Consider the following 17,382-nt stretch of genomic DNA (forward strand, 5'->3'; position numbering starts at 1 on the left):
ACCTTCTGATCAACGGAGACCTCTTGCTGCGCACCATCGGCAGACGACTGCTTTTCCTCATCCCCACCCTGATCGGCCTCAGCATCCTGCTGTTCGCCTGGGTCAGGGCCCTCCCCGGCGGCCCGGCCGTCGCGCTTCTCGGCGAGAAGGCGACACCCGAGGCCATCGCGAGGGTCAACGAGCTCTACGGCTTCAACAAGCCCATCATCGAGCAGTACTTCATCTGGGTCGGCCGCCTGCTGCAGGGCGACTTCGGCACATCGATCCAGACCAACCGGCCGGTCACGGAGGAGTTCTTCCGCCGATTCCCGGCCACGATCGAGCTGAGCGTCGTCGCGCTCATCTTCGCGGTCGGCGTGGGCATCCCGCTCGGATACTGGGCCGCTCGCCGCCACGGCAAGTTCACCGACCACGCGTCGGTCGTGCTGAGTCTCATCGGCATCACCATCCCGGTGTTCTTCCTCGCCTTCATCCTCAAGTACGTGTTCGCCGTGCAGCTCGGCTGGCTGCCGTCGGACGGCAGGCAGAATCCACGAATAGACGCCACCCATCCGACGGGGTTCTATGTGTGGGACGGCATCATCACCGGCGAGTTCGACGCCTCCTGGGATGCCCTCATGCACCTGGTGCTCCCGGCACTCGCGCTCGGCACCATCCCGCTCGCGATCATCGTCCGCATCACCAGGGCGAGCGTGCTCGAAGTGCAGAACGCGGACTACGTGCGGACGGGGCGGGCGAAGGGCGTCGGCTCGTCGACGCTGCGCAGTCGCTTCATCCTCCGCAACGCGATGCTGCCGGTGATCACGACGATCGGTCTGCAGACCGGGCTCCTGATCTCGGGGGCAGTGCTCACCGAGACCGTCTTCGCGTTCCCCGGCATCGGGTCCTTCCTCGCGAGGGCGATCTTCACACGGGACTTCCCCGTGCTGCAGGGGTTCATCATCTTCATCGCGATCGCCTACGCGCTGATCAACCTGGCCGTCGATGTGTCGTACAGCTTCATCGATCCGAGAGTGCGGGTGCAGTGATGATCCGTCTCGTTCTCCGAAAGGGGGTGGCGTCATGACCATCTCGCTCCCACCCGCGCAGGGTCCGTCCGCGGCGAGCGGCTCGGTCGTCGACACGGTCGCCGTGAATCAGGCCGGCCTCAAAGAGGGGCCCGGGGGGTTCTGGCGCGACGTGTTCCGCCGCCTCCGCCGCAACCCGACGGCCTGGATCGGCGCCGGCATCGTGCTGGTGTTCGTCCTCGTCTCGGTGCTCGCGCCATTGCTCGCCCCGTACCCCGAGACGGCGTTGCCCGGCGCGAAGTACATCACGCCGACGCACATCCCCGGTCCGGGGGAGCTGCCGGAGTTCCCCCTCGGGCTCGACCGCTTCGGCGGCGATGTGCTCTCCAAGCTCATCTGGGGCGCGCAGGCGTCGCTGCTGATCGGTGTGATCTCGACCGCGCTCGGTCTGGTCGGCGGAATGATCCTCGGACTCCTCGCCGGCACGTTCGGCGGATGGGTCGACACCCTCATCATGCGCATCGTCGACATCATCCTGTCGGTGCCGAACCTGCTGCTGGCGGTCTCGATCGCCGCGATCCTGGGCCAGACGCCCTTCGCGGTGATGATCGCCATCGGAGCATCCCAGGTTCCGATCTTCGCCCGCCTCCTGCGGGCGTCGATGCTGCAGCAGCGATCGAGCGACTACGTGCTCTCGGCCCAGACGCTGGGGCTCGGTCGCGGGCAGATCACCATGTCGCACGTGCTGCCGAACGCCATCGGACCTGTCATCGTGCAGGGCACGCTCACGCTCGCGACGGCGGTGATCGATGCGGCGGCGCTGTCGTTCCTCGGTCTCGGCGGCGGTCGCCCCGAGACGGCCGAGTGGGGCCGCATGCTCACCTACGCGCAGGCCGAGCTGGCCATCGCGCCATGGCTGGCATTCCTGCCCGGCATCTGCATCGCGGTCACCGCGCTCGGCTTCACCCTGTTCGGTGAAGCCCTGCGCGAGGCCATGGACCCGAGGACGAGAGCACGATGAACGCTGCGAAAGAGACACGGACCACGGACGCTCCGCTGCTGTCCGTCGAAGGGCTGGCGGTCGACTTCGCCACCATGGACGGCGTCGTGCACGCCGTCGAGGGAGTCGACCTCGAGATCGCGCCGGGCCAGACCGTCGCGATCGTGGGGGAGTCCGGGTCGGGCAAGTCGACGACTGCCATGGCCATCATCGGCCTGCTCGCCGGTGGCGGGCGCGTGGCCGGCGGCAGCATCCGCCTCGACGGCAAGGACATCACCCGCGCTCCCGAGAGCGAGCTGCGCACCATCCGCGGGCGCGACATCGGCCTCGTGCCGCAGGACCCCATGTCGAACCTGAATCCGGTCGCGAAGATCGGCACCCAGGTCGCCGAGACCCTGCTCGCCCACGGACTCGCCACCAGGCAGAACGTGCAGCAGAAGGTCGTCGAGGCGCTGACAGCCGCCGGACTGCCGGATCCCGAGAAGCGCGCGAAGCAGTACCCGCACGAGTTCTCCGGCGGCATGCGCCAGCGCGCGCTGATCGCGATCGGCCTGGCGTGCAAACCGCGCCTGCTGATCGCGGACGAGCCGACGAGCGCGCTCGACGTGACGGTGCAGCAGACGATCCTCGACCAGATCGGCGACATGACGCGCGAGCTCGGCACCGCCGTGCTGCTCATCACGCACGATCTGGGACTCGCGGCCGAGCGTGCCGAGCGCGTCATCGTGATGCACCGCGGCAAGGTGGTCGAGCAAGGGCCGGCGAAGCAGATCCTCGAGAATCCGCAGCACCCCTACACGCAGTCGCTCGTGCAGGCGGCGCCGTCGGTGGCTGCCGCGCGTCTGCGCCCGGAGGCGTTCCACGCCGAGGAGCGTCCGTCCGATCCGAACGCAGCCGAGGATGCCTCGAGCGCGCTCGCCCTGCCGACAGCGGACAACATCGTCGAGATCGAGAACCTCACCAAGGTCTATCCGGTCCGTGGGCAGAAAGAGGACTTCGTCGCCGTGAACGACGTGTCGCTCGCCATCCCGCGCGGCGAGACGGTGGCGATCGTGGGCGAGTCCGGTTCGGGCAAGACGACGACCGCGCGGATGCTGCTGAAGATCATCGAGCCGACGAGCGGTCTCATCCGCTACGAGGGAAAGGACGTATCCTCGCTCACCCGTGCGGAGACCCGGGACTTCCGGCAGAAGGTGCAGCCGATCTTCCAGGATCCGTACTCGAGCCTGAATCCGATGTTCACCATCGAGCGCCTCATCTCCGAGCCGCTGGACTTCTACAAGCGGGGGAGCGGCGCCGATCGGCGCAAGCGCGTCCGGCAGCTGCTCGACGACGTGGCGCTGCCGCAGTCGATGCTGCGCCGGTATCCGTCCGAGCTGTCCGGCGGTCAGCGGCAGCGTGTCGCGATCGCCCGTGCACTCGCGCTCTCGCCCGAGCTGATCGTGTGCGACGAACCGGTGTCAGCGCTCGACGTCCTCGTGCAGGATCAGATCCTGAACCTGCTGGGCGACCTGCAGACCGAGTACGGACTCAGCTATCTCTTCATCTCCCACGACCTCGCCGTGGTCCGCCTGATCAGCGACTACGTATGCGTGATGAAGGACGGCTCGCTCGTCGAGGCGGCATCCTCGGAGGAGATCTTCACGAATCCTCGAGACCCGTACACGCGACGTCTGCTGGCGTCGATCCCGGGGAACGAACTCAACATCGCCTCCTGACGACGACGATGCGTCCCGCCCCGAGCGCGAGCTCCGGGGCGGGCGCACCGGGTCGGCGGACGACGCTTCCGGGTGCCATTACCGCAGCATCCGAAGAAGGTCAAGGATTGCGCTTGCCATGTCGCAAGATCGCGCGTATAGTTGGTAGTTGCGCTCGCTTCTCCGTGCCCTCATATGGTGGTCGGCATTTCGTTGAGTCTTTGAGCGCACACTCCACCTGACGACAAAGGAATCGAGAAGCCCTGCGGGGCTCACGGAGGTTATTCCCTTGGCTGCTGCTCGCAACGCATCCACATCCACCACCACCAAGAACGGACGCGGAGCTTCCCGTCTTTCGTTCGCCAAGATCTCCGACACGCTGACGGTCCCTGACCTTCTCGCTCTGCAGACGGAATCCTTCGGATGGCTCGTCGGCAACGACGCCTGGAAGGCTCGAGTCGCAGAGGCCAAGAAGGCCGGCCGCACCGACGTGAACGAGAACAGCGGTCTCGGCGAGATCTTCGAGGAGATCTCTCCGATCGAGGACCTCGGCGAGACGATGCAGCTGTCGTTCACCAACCCTTACCTCGAGCCGGAGAAGTACTCGATCGAGGAGTGCAAGGAGCGCGGCAAGACGTACGCCGCTCCGCTGTACGTCGAGGCCGAGTTCATGAACCACCTCACGGGTGAGATCAAGACCCAGACGGTCTTCATGGGCGACTTCCCGCTGCAGACCGACAAGGGAACGTTCATCATCAACGGCTCCGAGCGCGTCGTCGTCTCGCAGCTCGTGCGTTCGCCCGGTGTCTACTTCGACAAGACCCCCGACAAGACGTCCGACAAGGACATCGTGTCGGCTCGCGTCATCCCGAGCCGTGGTGCATGGCTCGAGTTCGAGATCGACAAGCGCGACCAGGTCGGCGTGCGCGTCGACCGCAAGCGCAAGCAGTCGGTCACCGTGTTCCTCAAGGCGCTGGGCATGACCAGCGAGGAGATCCTCACGGAGTTCGCCGGCTACACCTCGATCGAGGAGACGCTCGCGAAGGACACGATCGTCACGAAGGAAGATGCGCTCCGCGACATCTACCGCAAGCTGCGTCCGGGCGAGCAGGTCGCCGCCGAGGCCGCCCGCGCGCTCCTCGACAACTTCTACTTCAACCCGAAGCGCTACGACCTCGCGAAGGTGGGTCGTTACAAGATCAACCACAAGCTCGGTCTCGACGCTCCGCTGACCGACTCGGTCCTCACGGTTCAGGACATCGTCGCGACGATCAAGTACCTCGTGCGTCTGCACGCAGGCACGGAAGAGACCTTCCCCGGCATCCGCTCGGGCAAGAAGGCCGACATCCGCATCGCGACCGATGACATCGACAACTTCGGCAACCGTCGCATCCGCGCGGTCGGCGAGCTGATCCAGAACCAGGTCCGCACCGGTCTGTCCCGCATGGAGCGCGTCGTCCGCGAGCGCATGACCACGCAGGACATCGAGGCGATCACGCCGCAGACCCTGATCAACGTGCGCCCCGTCGTCGCCGCGATCAAGGAGTTCTTCGGAACCTCGCAGCTGTCGCAGTTCATGGACCAGAACAACCCGCTCGCGGGTCTGACCAACAAGCGCCGCCTCTCGGCTCTCGGCCCCGGTGGTCTGAGCCGTGACCGCGCAGGCGTCGAGGTCCGTGACGTCCACCCGTCGCACTACGGCCGCATGTGCCCCATCGAGACCCCTGAAGGCCCGAACATCGGTCTGATCGGTGCTCTCGCGACGTTCGCGCGCATCAACTCGTTCGGTTTCATCGAGACCCCGTACCGCAAGGTCGAGGGTGGCGTCGTCACCGAGCACATCGATTACCTGACCGCTTCCGAAGAGGTCGACTTCAACATCGCACAGGCGAACGCCCCGCTCGACAAGAACGGTCGCTTCCGCGAGAGCCACGTCCTCGCGCGCCCCAAGGGCGGTAGCGGTGAGGTGGACCTCTTCCTTCCGGAGGAGATCGGCTACATCGACGTCTCGCCGCGCCAGATGGTGTCGGTCGCGACCTCGCTCGTGCCCTTCCTCGAGCACGACGACGCACAGCGCGCACTCATGGGCGCCAACATGCAGCGTCAGGCTGTGCCGCTGCTCCGCAGCGACTCGCCGCTCGTCGGAACCGGTATGGAGGGCTACACGGCCATCGACGCCGGCGACGTGCTCACGGCTGAGAAGCCGGGTGTCGTCACCGAGGTCTCCGCAGACCGCGTCACCGTCATGCTCGACGAGGGTGGAACGCAGGACTACCACCTGCGCAAGTTCGACCGCTCGAACCAGGGCACGTCGTACAACCAGAAGGTCGTCGTCAACGAGGGCGACCGCGTCGAGGTCGGAGAGGTCATCGCCGATGGCCCCGCCACCGAGAACGGCGAACTGGCACTCGGAAAGAACCTCCTCGTCGCGTTCATGACGTGGGAGGGCTACAACTTCGAGGACGCGATCATCCTGAGCCAGGACCTGGTCAAGGACGACACCCTCTCCTCGATCCACATCGAGGAGTACGAGGTCGACGCGCGCGACACGAAGCTCGGCAAGGAGGAGATCACCCGTGACCTCCCCAACGTCAGCCCCGAGCTCCTGAAGGATCTCGACGAGCGCGGCATCATCCGCATCGGTGCCGAGGTCCGCCCCGGCGACATCCTCGTCGGCAAGGTCACGCCGAAGGGCGAGACCGAGCTGTCGGCGGAAGAGCGTCTGCTCCGCGCGATCTTCAACGAGAAGAGCCGCGAAGTCCGTGACACCTCTCTCAAGGTGCCCCACGGCGAGCAGGGCACGATCATCGCCGTCAAGGAGTTCAACGCCGAGGACGGCGACGACGAGCTCGGCTCCGGTGTCAACCGCCGCGTCGTGGTCTACATCGCCCAGAAGCGCAAGATCACCGAGGGTGACAAGCTCGCCGGGCGTCACGGCAACAAGGGTGTCATCGCCAAGATCCTCCCGATCGAGGACATGCCGTTCCTCGCGGACGGAACCCCGGTCGACATCGTCCTGAACCCGCTGGGCATCCCCGGTCGAATGAACTTCGGCCAGGTGCTCGAGACCCACCTCGGGTGGATCGCGAAGCAGGGCTGGAAGGTCGAAGGCACCCCGGAGTGGGCTGCGCGACTCCCCAAGGACGCGTTCGAGGCTGCCCCCGGCACCAAGGTCGCGACCCCGGTGTTCGACGGTGCGAGCGAGGAGGAGATCTCCGGTCTCCTCGACGCGACCACCCCGACCCGTGACGGCATCCGCCTGATCGACTCGACCGGAAAGACGCAGCTGTTCGACGGCCGCTCCGGTGAGCCGTTCCCGGCGCCGATCTCGGTGGGCTACATGTACATCCTGAAGCTGCACCACCTGGTCGACGACAAGATCCACGCACGTTCGACGGGTCCGTACTCGATGATCACCCAGCAGCCGCTCGGTGGTAAGGCGCAGTTCGGTGGCCAGCGATTCGGTGAGATGGAGGTGTGGGCCCTCGAGGCCTACGGCGCCGCATACGCGCTCCAGGAGCTCCTCACGATCAAGTCCGACGACATCCTCGGCCGCGTCAAGGTGTACGAGGCGATCGTCAAGGGCGAGAACATCCAGGAGCCCGGCATCCCCGAGTCCTTCAAGGTGCTCATGAAGGAGATGCAGTCGCTCTGCCTGAACGTCGAGGTCCTCTCGGCAGACGGCACGCTCGTCAACCTGCGTGACACCGACGACGAGGCCTTCCGCGCTGCGGAGGAACTCGGCATCAACATCTCCAGCCGCTTCGAGGCCGCCTCGATCGACGAGATCTAAGGTCCAGGCCGCCGACCGCGCGTCACGCCCGGTCGGCGGCCCACCTCCCCGATTTCTTCAGAAGAATTCCTACACAGGAGAATTTGTGCTCGAGTCAAACACTTTCGATGAGCTTCGCATCGGCCTGGCCACCGCGGACCACATCCGCGCCTGGTCCTACGGCGAGGTCAAGAAGCCTGAAACCATCAACTACCGCACCCTGAAGCCGGAGAAGGACGGTCTCTTCGGAGAGCAGATCTTCGGCCCGTCCCGCGACTGGGAGTGCGCCTGCGGCAAGTACAAGCGTGTCCGCTTCAAGGGCATCGTCTGCGAGCGCTGCGGCGTCGAGGTCACCAAGTCCTCGGTCCGTCGTGAGCGCATGGGTCACATCGAGCTCGCCGCTCCCGTCACCCACATCTGGTACTTCAAGGGTGTTCCCTCGCGTCTCGGGTACCTGCTCGACATGGCGCCGAAGGACCTCGAGAAGGTCATCTACTTCGCCGCCTACATGGTCATCTCGGTCGACGAGGATGCTCGTCACCGCGACCTGGGCACGCAGGAGAACAACATCCGTCTCGAGCTGAAGACGCTCGGAGACCGTCGCGACGCGAAGATCGCCGAGCGCCTGGCTCGCCTGGAGGAGGAGCTCGCTTCCCTCGAGGCGGAGGGCGCCAAGGCCGACGCGAAGAAGAAGGTCAAGGACGCCGCCGAGAAGGAGATGTCGCTCATCCGCAAGGGTGCCGACGAGGCGATCGCCAAGCTCGAGCGCGTGTGGGAGGACTTCCGCACGCTCGAGGTCGGCGCACTGCGTCCCGAGGACGACGTCTTCCACGAGCTCCAGGACCGCTTCGGTCAGTACTTCGAGGCCTACATGGGCGCCGAGTCGATCCAGCGTCGCCTCGCGGCGTTCGACCTGGCAGCCGAGGCGGAGAGCCTGCACCTGCAGATCTCCGAGGGCAAGGGCCAGCGCAAGATCCGCGCGATCAAGCGTCTGAAGGTCGTCAACTCGTTCCTGGAGACCGGCATGAGCCCGGCCGCCATGGTCCTCGACGTCGTTCCGGTGATCCCGCCGGAGCTGCGCCCGATGGTGCAGCTCGACGGTGGCCGCTTCGCGACCTCCGACCTCAACGACCTCTACCGTCGTGTGATCAACCGCAACAACCGTCTTCGTCGTCTGATCGACCTCGGTGCTCCCGAGATCATCGTCAACAACGAGAAGCGGATGCTGCAGGAGGCCGTCGACGCACTGTTCGACAACGGTCGCCGTGGTCGTCCCGTCACCGGTACCGGCAACCGTGCCCTGAAGTCCCTCAGCGACATGCTGAAGGGCAAGCAGGGTCGTTTCCGCCAGAACCTGCTCGGCAAGCGCGTCGACTACTCGGGCCGTTCGGTCATCATCGTCGGTCCGCAGCTGAAGCTGCACCAGTGCGGTCTGCCCAAGCAGATGGCGCTGGAGCTCTTCAAGCCGTTCGTCATCAAGCGCCTGATCGACCTCGGTCACTCGCAGAACATCAAGGCGGCCAAGCGCGCCGTCGAGCGCACGCGTCCCGAGGTCTGGGACGTGCTCGAGGAGATCATCCGCGAGCGTCCGGTGCTGCTCAACCGTGCGCCCACGCTGCACCGTCTCGGCATCCAGGCCTTCGAGCCTCAGCTCGTCGAGGGCAAGGCCATCCAGCTGCACCCGCTCGTCTGCGCGGCGTTCAACGCCGACTTCGACGGTGACCAGATGGCTGTCCACCTGCCGCTGTCGGTCGAGGCTCAGGCCGAGGCCCGCGTGCTCATGCTCGCGTCGAACAACATCCTGAAGCCGTCCGACGGACGCCCGGTCACCCTGCCTTCGCAGGACATGATCATCGGTCTGCACCACCTGACCACGGTCAAGGCGGGCGCAGCCGGTGAGGGTCGTGCATTCGGTTCGGTGGGCGAGGCGATCCTGGCGAAGGACGAGGGAACCCTCGACCTGCAGGCCAAGGTCCGCATCCGCATCCCGGGTCTCACGTTCCTCGAGGGCGAAGCTCCCGAGGGCTACGAGCGTCACGGTCTCGTCGACGCATCGCTCGGTCAGGCGATCTTCAACGACACGCTGCCCAAGGGATACCCGTTCGTCCGCGAGCAGGCTGACAAGAACAAGCTGTCGCAGATCGTCAACAAGCTGGCCGAGGAGTACCCCAAGGTCGAGACGGCTGCGTCGCTGGACCGCATCAAGGACGCCGGTTTCTACTGGGCCACGCGCTCGGGTGTGACCGTCGCCCTGAGCGACATCCTCACGCCGCCGAACAAGGCTGAGATCGTCGCGGGCTACGAGAAGCAGGCCGCGAAGGTCCAGTCCCAGTACGAGAAGGGCCTCACGACCGACGTCGAGCGTCGTCAGGAGCTCATCAAGATCTGGACCGAGGCGACCGACGAGGTCCAGGCTGCGATGAAGGCCAACTTCCCCGAGGACAACACCATCAACCGCATGGTGTCGTCGGGTGCTCGTGGTAACTGGCTGCAGATCCGGAACATCGCCGGTATGCGTGGTCTGGTGAACAACCCCAAGGGTGAGATCATCCCGCGTCCGATCATCTCCTCGTACCGCGAGGGTCTGTCGGTTGCGGAGTACTTCATCGCGACGCACGGTACCCGTAAGGGTCTCGCCGACACCGCTCTGCGTACCGCCGACTCGGGTTACCTGACCCGTCGTCTGGTGGATGTCTCGCAGGACGTCATCATCCGCGAAGAGGACTGCGGCACGTCGAAGGGCCTCGAGCTCCCGATCGCCGCTCCGAACTCGCAGGGTGAGCTCGTGCGCGACGCGAACGTCGAGAACTCGGTGTTCGCTCGTACGCTGGCCTCCGACGTGGTCGACAGCAAGGGCGAGGTCCTCGCCTCTGCCGGCGACGACGTGGGTGACGTTCTCATCGACAAGCTGGTCGGTCTCGGTGTCGAGAGCATCAAGGTGCGCTCGGTCCTCACCTGCGACTCCGCCGTCGGTGTCTGCGCGCAGTGCTACGGCCGTTCGCTCGCGACGGGTAAGACCGTCGACATCGGCGAGGCCGTCGGCATCATCGCGGCACAGTCGATCGGTGAGCCCGGTACCCAGCTGACGATGCGTACGTTCCACACCGGTGGTTCGGCGTCGGCAGATGACATCACGCAGGGTCTGCCCCGCGTGCAGGAGCTCTTCGAGGCTCGCACCCCGAAGGCCGCATCGCCGATCGCCGAGGCCGATGGCCGCATCACGATCGACGAGACGGACAAGGCCAAGAAGGTCATCCTGACGCCCGACAACGGTGACGAGGAAGTGATCTACCCGGTCCTGAAGCGTGCGACGCTTCTGGTCGAGGACGGTCAGCACGTCACGGTCGGTCAGCCTCTCCTGGTCGGAACGCTCGACCCCAAGGAGGTCATGCGCGTCATGGGTGCCCGCGAGGTGCAGCGTTACCTCGTCGGCGGCGTCCAGGGTGTCTACCGCTCGCAGGGTGTGCCGATCCACGACAAGCACATCGAGGTCATCGTCCGTCAGATGCTCCGCAAGGTCACCGTCGTCGATCACGCCGACACGACCCTGCTCCCGGGTGAGATGGTCGACCTCAAGCGCTACCAGGCGATCAACCGCGAGGCTGTGGCAGAGGGCAAGCGCCCCGCGTCCGGCCGTCCGGAGCTGATGGGTATCACGAAGGCGTCGCTCGCGACCGAGTCGTGGCTGTCGGCCGCTTCCTTCCAGGAGACGACCCGCGTTCTCACGCAGGCCGCCATGGAGGGCAAGCGCGACCCGCTGGTCGGTCTCAAGGAGAACGTCATCATCGGAAAGCTCATCCCCGCCGGAACCGGTCTCTCGAAGTACCGCGACGTCACGGTCGAGGCGACGGAGGAAGCCAAGAGCGAGCGCTACCCGAACCGGATCTTCGCATCCGACGGTGCGTACGCCGACGGCGACTTCGGTTACGTCGACTTCGACGCGTTCTCGACGGACGACATCACGCCGGGTACGTACAACTGATCGAGTGAGTGAGTGAGAAGGCCCCGGGCGATTCGCCCGGGGCCTTCTTCATGCCCGGATCCGGGGTGCCTGCCGTGGACAGGGCGACGGATCAGTCGAAGAGGTGCGCCACGATGCTCGAGGTGTATCCCTCGGGCGCGAGATTCGAGTACTGGGAGTCGATCAGCACGTCGTCCCGCCAGAAGAGGGTGCGACCGTCGGTGACAGGGTACTGCTCGTTCTGCCAGGTCTTCTCGCAGCGCGTGCCGCCGTCGGGAGTGAAGCACGTGTAGCCCTCGTCGGCCACGAGAGCGTTCAGCATGTCGAGGGCCGGCCCTCGGTTCATCAGGGAGATGGTGGTGACCAGCCGGGTGGTGTCCGCCCTCGGATCCGCCCAGATGCAGGTGAGCTCGCCGTCGTCTCCTACCCCGGACGGTCCGAAGGCCGCGTCATTGAGTGGCACTCCCTCGAGCTGTGCGAGCACGTCGTCCGAGAGGATCGCCCTGCAGTCGGTCGGCAGAGCGATCGGAGTCTCTGTCGGTGTGGGGGAGGGCGACGGGCTCTCCGATTCGTCCGGTCCCGGACTCGACGACGGTTCAGCGGAATCGTTCGACGGCGTGGTGCCCGAACCGGTCGGATCGCAGCCGGTGAGCACGGCGAGGAGCAGGAGAGCCGCAGCGCCGGCGGCGATTCGAGCGTTCATGCGCTCACCGTAGCGCTGTGCCCAGCCCATGCAGGGAGGCTGACCGAACCGCCGCGGAAGCCGCTCTCGCGGTAGTGTCGGCGGAATGAGTGATGATTCCTCCCTTTTGCCCGGTGCAGTCGTCGTCGGAGACGCGCTGATCGACGAGATCCACGACGTCGGCGGGGTGCGTGAGCTGGTCGGCGGCGCGGCACTGAACGTCGCCGTCGGTCTTCGCAGGCTCGGTGTGCCGACCACCCTGATCGCGATGGTCGGGGACGACGAAGCGGGGGCGCACATTCGCGAATACCTCGACGATCACGACGTGCGGCTGATCGCCAGCGAGGCGCCGCTGGGCTCGTCCCGGGCGATCGTGCAGCGTGGTCCCGACGGCGAGCCCCTCTACGTGTTCAACGAGGCCGCGCAGCGGCGCAGCATCCGCTATTCCGACGAGGCTGTCCGTGCGATCGCCGATTCGGATCTCGTGGCCGTCAGCTGCTTCCCCTTCGACGTGCCCGGTGAGGTCGACGCCCTGCTCGACGCCGTCGGCGACACTCGCCTCGCTGTCGACCCGAACCCACGGTCGGGGATGCTGAGCGACGGTGCCGAGTTCGTGCAGGGCTTCGAGCGCGCCGCCGCAGGAGCGTCGATCGTCAAGATCGGCGCCGATGATGCGGCTCTCCTCTACGACGGCGATCTCGATGCGCTGAGGGCGCGGCTGCGCGCGCTCGGGGTGAGCGCGGTGCTCGCGACCGCAGGCGCCGATGGTGCAGCCCTCGAGTCGGATGCCGGCATCGTCACGGCGCCCATCTCGACGCTGCCCGGTCGCGTCGTCGACACCGTGGGAGCCGGAGATGCGACTCTCGCGGCCGTGGCGGCCGGCCTTGCTCAGGGGACACCCTCCGATGCGAAAGGCTGGCAGCACCTGCTCGATCGAGCCATGGATGTGGCCGCTGCGACGTGCCGAGCCGAGGGCGGCCTGCTGCGGACTCCGGAGTCGATCGCTGACGCCGATCGCGGCGTGTTCGGCAGCTGAGCGTTCGATTTCTCACGCTTGCCCTCGGCAGGTATGATTATCTATCGTGCCCCCGGTTGGCTGTCGAAGTCGGACGGGTGCGCTCTGGCGAGTTACCCAAGCGGCCAAAGGGATCTGACTGTAAATCAGACTGCTCAGCATTCGGGGGTTCGAATCCCTCACTCGCCACCATGGGGTATTCCCGGATCTCGAGGATTTTGTTCTCGTATCTCAGAATGCCAGGTCAAACGAGGAAAGCCCCCGGGAATACCGGGGGCTTTCCTCGTTTCGGTGCCAGTTCTGCTTCTTGCGTGAGCTGTCGGCAGGCCGCCCAGAGGTCCCTGGGCTGGCTGGGTCGCACTGTGCGCGACCGTTGGGCAGTGGCAGCTCAACCGATGAGACAACAGGCACGACGAGAGCGTCGCAGGGCGAGCTCAGTCTCGACGTAGCAGGCCCTCAGGTAGGCGATCCCCTGGGGAGAGCCAGAACCTGAGGACGACGGCGCCGCGGCCGAATCCTGAGTTTCGCCCGCTGGCACCTCAAGCAGGAGTAGGGCAGTCGGGGGTATCCGTGGGAATCGCGAAAGCAACGCGTGGGAAACGCGTAGGAATCGCGGGCCCCGATCCCTGTAAAGGGTAGGACTCGGGGAGGAGATACGGGAAAACCCCACCACCTGTTCGTCGTTCTCGATCACGAGATCCACGAGCCGGAGAAACGCCCCGTCCTCGGGGGCGTTTCTCTTTCACGGCGTGCTCACATCGCAGGAACCAGGACGCGATCGATCGTGTGGATCACTCCATTGTTCGCGGTGATGTTCACGCGCCACAGCACCAGGGCCGGGTCCCGCAGGGTGGGGCTCTCGTCACGCAAGAAGACGCCGCGCGGCCGGACGACCCCGCCGTTGGCCATGGTGAGCGACTTCGACGTGATGACCTTGATCGGGCCCAGCTTCTTGCCCGCGACGACGTGGTAAAGCAGGATGTCGGCGATCTGGTCGGTGGTGAAGGCGGTCGTGAGCGTGGTCAGTGCCGCCGCCTCGGATGCGGGTGCGGTGCCCGTCAGGTCGGACACCAGCCGCAGGAAGGCTCGATCGTTCGGAGTGAAGACGGTGAACGTTCCCGCCGGATCTGCGAGCGTGCTGTCGAGGCCGGTGGCGAGCACCGCCTGGACGAGCAGGTCGTAGTCGTTGGCGTTTCGGTCTGGAGCGCCTCCTCCTGAGGCGGTGACGAGAACATCGACGATGTTCCCCGAGGGGCGTGCTGTCTCTGCGGCCTGTGCGGGCGCGGCGGTCAGGACGAGGGCGAGTGCGGCCACCCCTGCGAGGGAGGCGCGGATCTTTCCAGTCATCGTTCAACTCCATTGTCGATCGGAGTCACGGCGAGGGTCGTGACACAGGGTTATTCCGCTGGTCACCACCGTTTGGATGCACCGGCCGCGAAGTTTCTCTGAGCTGCCTCGGAGAGCGGAAGACAATTTCTGGACTGTATTCAAAAACATATGGACAGAGTGATCGGGGGCGCGCATAATCGCTTCAACACCACCGGGCACCAGCGAAGGAGCACCCCATGAGTGATGAGAAGGAAACGTCCGAACTGTTCTCCGAGGCCTCGGGGCCGAGTGGAGCATCGATCACGGACTGGACGGATCTCGGCCGAGAGATGTGGGCCTATCTGACCGGTCGCGGAGCGGCGGTCAACTACACGTTCGAGGACATGACCGTGGAAGTCCCTCGGGACATCGGGCCGGATGCACCTCGCGCGACGTGGAAGTTCAACGGCACGCTGCGCGTGACGACCAGCGACAGCGAGTCCGGCGAGAGCCGGCCGGCCTGACGGCCTGCCACCATGATCCGTCTCGATATCGACCTGAAGGTCGAGCACGTCGCTTCGGACGGCGCATCTCCGACTCGCTTCACGGTGCGTGCCGCGGGTCGGGAGGTCGTCATCTCGTTCGAGTCCACTGCGGGCCTCACCGGCATGGGTCGCCGCGAGCTCACGCAGCTGGCACCTCTCGCCGATGCCTTGTCGCGACGAGGCCTCAGCGTGCGTGTGGAAGGGCCGAAGGGGACTCTGCTCCAGCTCGGCGACGTCAGGTCAGGGCCTGTCGGCCGTGCGATCGCCGGGTCGTCGCACATCAGGCTCGGACATCTGTCGGCGCTGCTCTCGGAGGTGAAGCACCGGGACGATGGCAGCCGGTTCCGCCTCCCCGCCCCGCCGCCCACTCTCTTCCCCCTCGTTCCCACGTTGGCACGTCGGGTGCCGCGGCGGGTGACGACCACCCACTACCTTCCCGGATCCGGTCGACCACGGCTGATCTTCGCGGTCGGGAACGGCGACTGGAACAGCACCAGGCCGCGTGAGTTCGATCTCCTTCCCGGACGGACGACCATCGGCTCGGGCAAGGACGCCGACCTGCGGCTCGAGGGAGTGGAGGCGCTGCACGCCGAAGTCCGCCACAACGAGGACGACGAGTACGTCCTGTATTCGTACGCCCCCACCGGCGGCGGGCGGCCCAATCTGCCGCACAGCTCGGAGGATGCCCGGATTCTGCGCACCGGATCGCGGATCGAGATCGGATCCTGGAGGCTGGCGTTCTATCGTGAGGAGTTCGCCGATCACGGACGCCCCTTCGGAGGGCGTCAGGGTGGCGAGTACGCCTTCCAGAGGCAGCAGCCGATTCGACCGTACGGATCGGGGGAACTCGGCTGAACAGACGCACACGAGAGGTACCGGACATGAGTGACCAGACACGGATCGCGCAGCTCGAGAAGGAGCACGTCGAACTCGTCCTGCGCCGCTTCGACCGCAGGGACGCATGGGAGCTGGGTCGCTCGATCGCAGAACGGGCATTGGCCGAGGGCCACCCGGTCGCCGTGGACGTGCGCACCCCGTCAGGGGTCCTCTTCCACGCATCTCTGCCGGGCGCGACGGCCGACAACGACGCATGGGCGGCGAAGAAGGCGGCGACCGCTCTCAGGTTCGAGACCAGCACGGCTCTGCTCGAAGCGCGCATCGAGAATGGCGGCCGGGACATGTACGAGCCGGGATGGCTCGATCCGGTCGTCTACGCGGTCGCGGGTGGGTCGGTGCCGATCCGCGTCGACGGTGTGGGTGTCGTCGCGGTCGCGACGGTGTCGGGACTTCCGTCATCGGACGACCACGACCTGGTCGTCGAGGGGATCGCAGGGCTGGGTCTGCTCACGGAGTAGCGGCGCGGATCTCGATCTCCGCGTATGGATAGTGGCAGTCGCCGGTCGCACCTGATCGCTCGCAATCGAGATCGGGTACGAGCATCAGCATCGGCGTCCCCGTGAGATCGGGCGGCACCTCGACCGACACCGAGGTCGCTCCGACCTCGAGACGTGAACCGGTGCGCAGATCGCCCTCGGGGGAGCGGATGATCACCTCGCCGGCCCAGAGCTCGTCGAGGCACTCGGGGGGATGCACTGACACGGAGACCGTCTGCCCGGCGGTGGCTGACAGCGGATCGACCGTCAACATCACAGCCACGCCATCGCAGCTGAGAGGGCTCGCACGAGGGGCGTCGCTGACCGAACCGGCGCCAAGGGGCGTCTCAGCAGTCGACGCATCGTTCGCAGGCTGAGTTCCGCCGGAGGAGGACGAGCAGCCGGTCAGCCCGACGCTGAGCGTCGTCGCCGCGACCAGGATCCGCACAGCGCGCCGCATCGAGTTCTTCATGACTCAGAGTGTCGCGGGCCGAGGCATCGTCTCAGTAGTCCGGGTGCAACCGCAGCCGTGACGCGATCTGAGCGGCCTGCGCAGCCGGCGTCAGAGCGATGTCGATCTCGATGGCCCGCTCGTCCGCCTCCAGGGGCTCGAGCGTCGCGAACTGCGAGTCGAGCAGTGTGGCGGGCATGAAGTGCCCCTGGCGGCGCAGCATCCGCTCGAGGATCAGCTCGCGCTCGCCGGCGAAGTGCACGAACGTGACCGCATCCCGGCGAAGCACGTCGCGGTAGCTGCGTCGCAGGGCGGAGCAGGTCACGATGCCGGGCTCGCCGGCGTCGATGCGCTCATCGATCCACTCGGCGATGCGGTCGAGCCAGGGCCAGCGGTCCTCGTCGTTCAGAGCGTGGCCGGCAGCCATCTTGGCGACGTTCGCCTCGGGATGCAGGTCGTCGCCCTCTTCGAACGCCCATCCGAGACGGCCGGCGAGCATCGCTGCCACGGTCGACTTTCCGGTGCTGGCGACGCCCATGAAGACGAGGACAGGTGCGTTGACGGACATCAT

Annotated in this window: 13 protein-coding genes and 1 tRNA gene; 10 read left to right on the forward strand and 4 right to left on the reverse strand. The window is 66.2% G+C overall.

Annotated features, from left to right (window positions below):
- Positions 1-23 precede the first annotated feature (23 nt).
- The 5 genes from ASE34_RS05135 to rpoC all read left to right on the forward strand — a co-directional run bounded on the left by ASE34_RS05135 (position 24) and on the right by rpoC (position 11,458).
- Positions 24-1,028 carry an ABC transporter permease gene (locus ASE34_RS05135; RefSeq protein ID WP_053098898.1) on the forward strand — a complete coding sequence of 335 codons (1,005 nt, stop codon included), beginning with the start codon at positions 24-26 and terminating at the stop codon, positions 1,026-1,028.
- A gap of 34 nt (positions 1,029-1,062) precedes the next feature.
- Positions 1,063-2,028, forward strand: a complete 966-nt coding sequence (locus ASE34_RS05140; RefSeq protein ID WP_053098899.1) for an ABC transporter permease — start codon at positions 1,063-1,065, stop codon at positions 2,026-2,028.
- Positions 2,025-3,725: an ABC transporter ATP-binding protein gene (locus tag ASE34_RS05145; RefSeq protein ID WP_056277185.1), complete on the forward strand. Its 1,701-nt coding sequence runs from the start codon at positions 2,025-2,027 to the stop codon at positions 3,723-3,725. Before ASE34_RS05140 ends, ASE34_RS05145 begins: the two co-directional genes overlap by 4 nt.
- 268 nt (positions 3,726-3,993) lie before the next feature.
- Entirely contained in the window at positions 3,994-7,497 is a 3,504-nt protein-coding gene (locus ASE34_RS05150; RefSeq protein ID WP_053098901.1) for a DNA-directed RNA polymerase subunit beta, read from the forward strand.
- A gap of 85 nt (positions 7,498-7,582) precedes the next feature.
- A complete protein-coding gene (gene rpoC / locus ASE34_RS05155) occupies positions 7,583-11,458 on the forward strand; it encodes a DNA-directed RNA polymerase subunit beta' (protein ID WP_053098902.1) in 3,876 nt (1,291 codons plus the stop codon).
- Positions 11,459-11,549: 91 nt separating this feature from the next.
- On the opposite strand, the gene ASE34_RS05160 is transcribed toward rpoC, so the two are convergent.
- Positions 11,550-12,140, reverse strand: a complete 591-nt coding sequence (locus tag ASE34_RS05160; RefSeq protein ID WP_053098903.1) for a hypothetical protein — start codon at positions 12,138-12,140, stop codon at positions 11,550-11,552.
- An 85-nt stretch (positions 12,141-12,225) separates the two neighbouring features.
- On the opposite strand from ASE34_RS05160, the gene ASE34_RS05165 reads away from it, so the two are divergent.
- Both ASE34_RS05165 and ASE34_RS05170 read left to right on the forward strand, forming a co-directional pair.
- Positions 12,226-13,155 carry a carbohydrate kinase family protein gene (locus tag ASE34_RS05165; RefSeq protein ID WP_056277189.1) on the forward strand — a complete coding sequence of 310 codons (930 nt, stop codon included), beginning with the start codon at positions 12,226-12,228 and terminating at the stop codon, positions 13,153-13,155.
- 86 nt (positions 13,156-13,241) lie between these two features.
- Positions 13,242-13,326: transfer RNA gene (locus ASE34_RS05170), tRNA-Tyr, on the forward strand.
- A gap of 561 nt (positions 13,327-13,887) precedes the next feature.
- Here ASE34_RS05170 and ASE34_RS05175 read toward each other — a convergent pair.
- Positions 13,888-14,481: a fasciclin domain-containing protein gene (locus ASE34_RS05175; RefSeq protein ID WP_056277191.1), complete on the reverse strand. Its 594-nt coding sequence runs from the start codon at positions 14,479-14,481 to the stop codon at positions 13,888-13,890.
- A 218-nt stretch (positions 14,482-14,699) separates the two neighbouring features.
- On the opposite strand from ASE34_RS05175, the gene ASE34_RS05180 reads away from it, so the two are divergent.
- Genes ASE34_RS05180 through ASE34_RS05190 form a run of 3 tightly spaced genes read left to right on the forward strand, consistent with a single transcriptional unit; the run spans position 14,700 to position 16,342 of the window.
- Complete coding sequence (locus tag ASE34_RS05180; RefSeq protein ID WP_053098914.1) at positions 14,700-14,966, forward strand: hypothetical protein; 267 nt, start codon at positions 14,700-14,702, stop codon at positions 14,964-14,966.
- Between the two features lie 12 nt (positions 14,967-14,978).
- The gene (locus tag ASE34_RS05185) at positions 14,979-15,842 is read left to right on the forward strand and encodes an FHA domain-containing protein (protein WP_053098915.1); all 864 of its coding nucleotides are present in this window, start codon (positions 14,979-14,981) and stop codon (positions 15,840-15,842) included.
- Between the two features lie 26 nt (positions 15,843-15,868).
- A complete protein-coding gene (locus tag ASE34_RS05190; protein WP_053098916.1) occupies positions 15,869-16,342 on the forward strand; it encodes a heme-binding protein in 474 nt (157 codons plus the stop codon).
- Here ASE34_RS05190 and ASE34_RS05195 read toward each other — a convergent pair.
- Together ASE34_RS05195 and ASE34_RS05200 are read right to left on the reverse strand one after the other, a co-directional pair.
- Positions 16,332-16,832: a hypothetical protein gene (locus ASE34_RS05195; RefSeq protein WP_056277193.1), complete on the reverse strand. Its 501-nt coding sequence runs from the start codon at positions 16,830-16,832 to the stop codon at positions 16,332-16,334. The genes ASE34_RS05190 and ASE34_RS05195 overlap by 11 nt on opposite strands.
- A 31-nt stretch (positions 16,833-16,863) precedes the next feature.
- Positions 16,864-17,382: a gluconokinase gene (locus tag ASE34_RS05200; RefSeq protein WP_056277196.1), complete on the reverse strand. Its 519-nt coding sequence runs from the start codon at positions 17,380-17,382 to the stop codon at positions 16,864-16,866.

The organism is Microbacterium sp. Root280D1, assembly GCF_001428975.1.
Classification (GTDB): domain Bacteria; phylum Actinomycetota; class Actinomycetes; order Actinomycetales; family Microbacteriaceae; genus Microbacterium.

What these genes read in the sequence shown, in the direction of transcription:
- ASE34_RS05140 (WP_053098899.1), top strand. Translation starts at nt 1,063, where the DNA reads ATGACCATCTCGCTCCCACCCGCGCAGGGTCCGTCCGCGGCGAGCGGC.
- ASE34_RS05200 (WP_056277196.1), bottom strand. Translation starts at nt 17,382, where the DNA reads ATGATGTCCGTCAACGCACCTGTCCTCGTCTTCATGGGCGTCGCCAGC.
- ASE34_RS05145 (WP_056277185.1), top strand. Translation starts at nt 2,025, where the DNA reads ATGAACGCTGCGAAAGAGACACGGACCACGGACGCTCCGCTGCTGTCC.
- ASE34_RS05180 (WP_053098914.1), top strand. Translation starts at nt 14,700, where the DNA reads ATGAGTGATGAGAAGGAAACGTCCGAACTGTTCTCCGAGGCCTCGGGG.
- ASE34_RS05160 (WP_053098903.1), bottom strand. Translation starts at nt 12,140, where the DNA reads ATGAACGCTCGAATCGCCGCCGGCGCTGCGGCTCTCCTGCTCCTCGCC.
- ASE34_RS05185 (WP_053098915.1), top strand. Translation starts at nt 14,979, where the DNA reads ATGATCCGTCTCGATATCGACCTGAAGGTCGAGCACGTCGCTTCGGAC.
- ASE34_RS05165 (WP_056277189.1), top strand. Translation starts at nt 12,226, where the DNA reads ATGAGTGATGATTCCTCCCTTTTGCCCGGTGCAGTCGTCGTCGGAGAC.
- ASE34_RS05195 (WP_056277193.1), bottom strand. Translation starts at nt 16,832, where the DNA reads ATGAAGAACTCGATGCGGCGCGCTGTGCGGATCCTGGTCGCGGCGACG.
- ASE34_RS05175 (WP_056277191.1), bottom strand. Translation starts at nt 14,481, where the DNA reads ATGACTGGAAAGATCCGCGCCTCCCTCGCAGGGGTGGCCGCACTCGCC.
- ASE34_RS05190 (WP_053098916.1), top strand. Translation starts at nt 15,869, where the DNA reads ATGAGTGACCAGACACGGATCGCGCAGCTCGAGAAGGAGCACGTCGAA.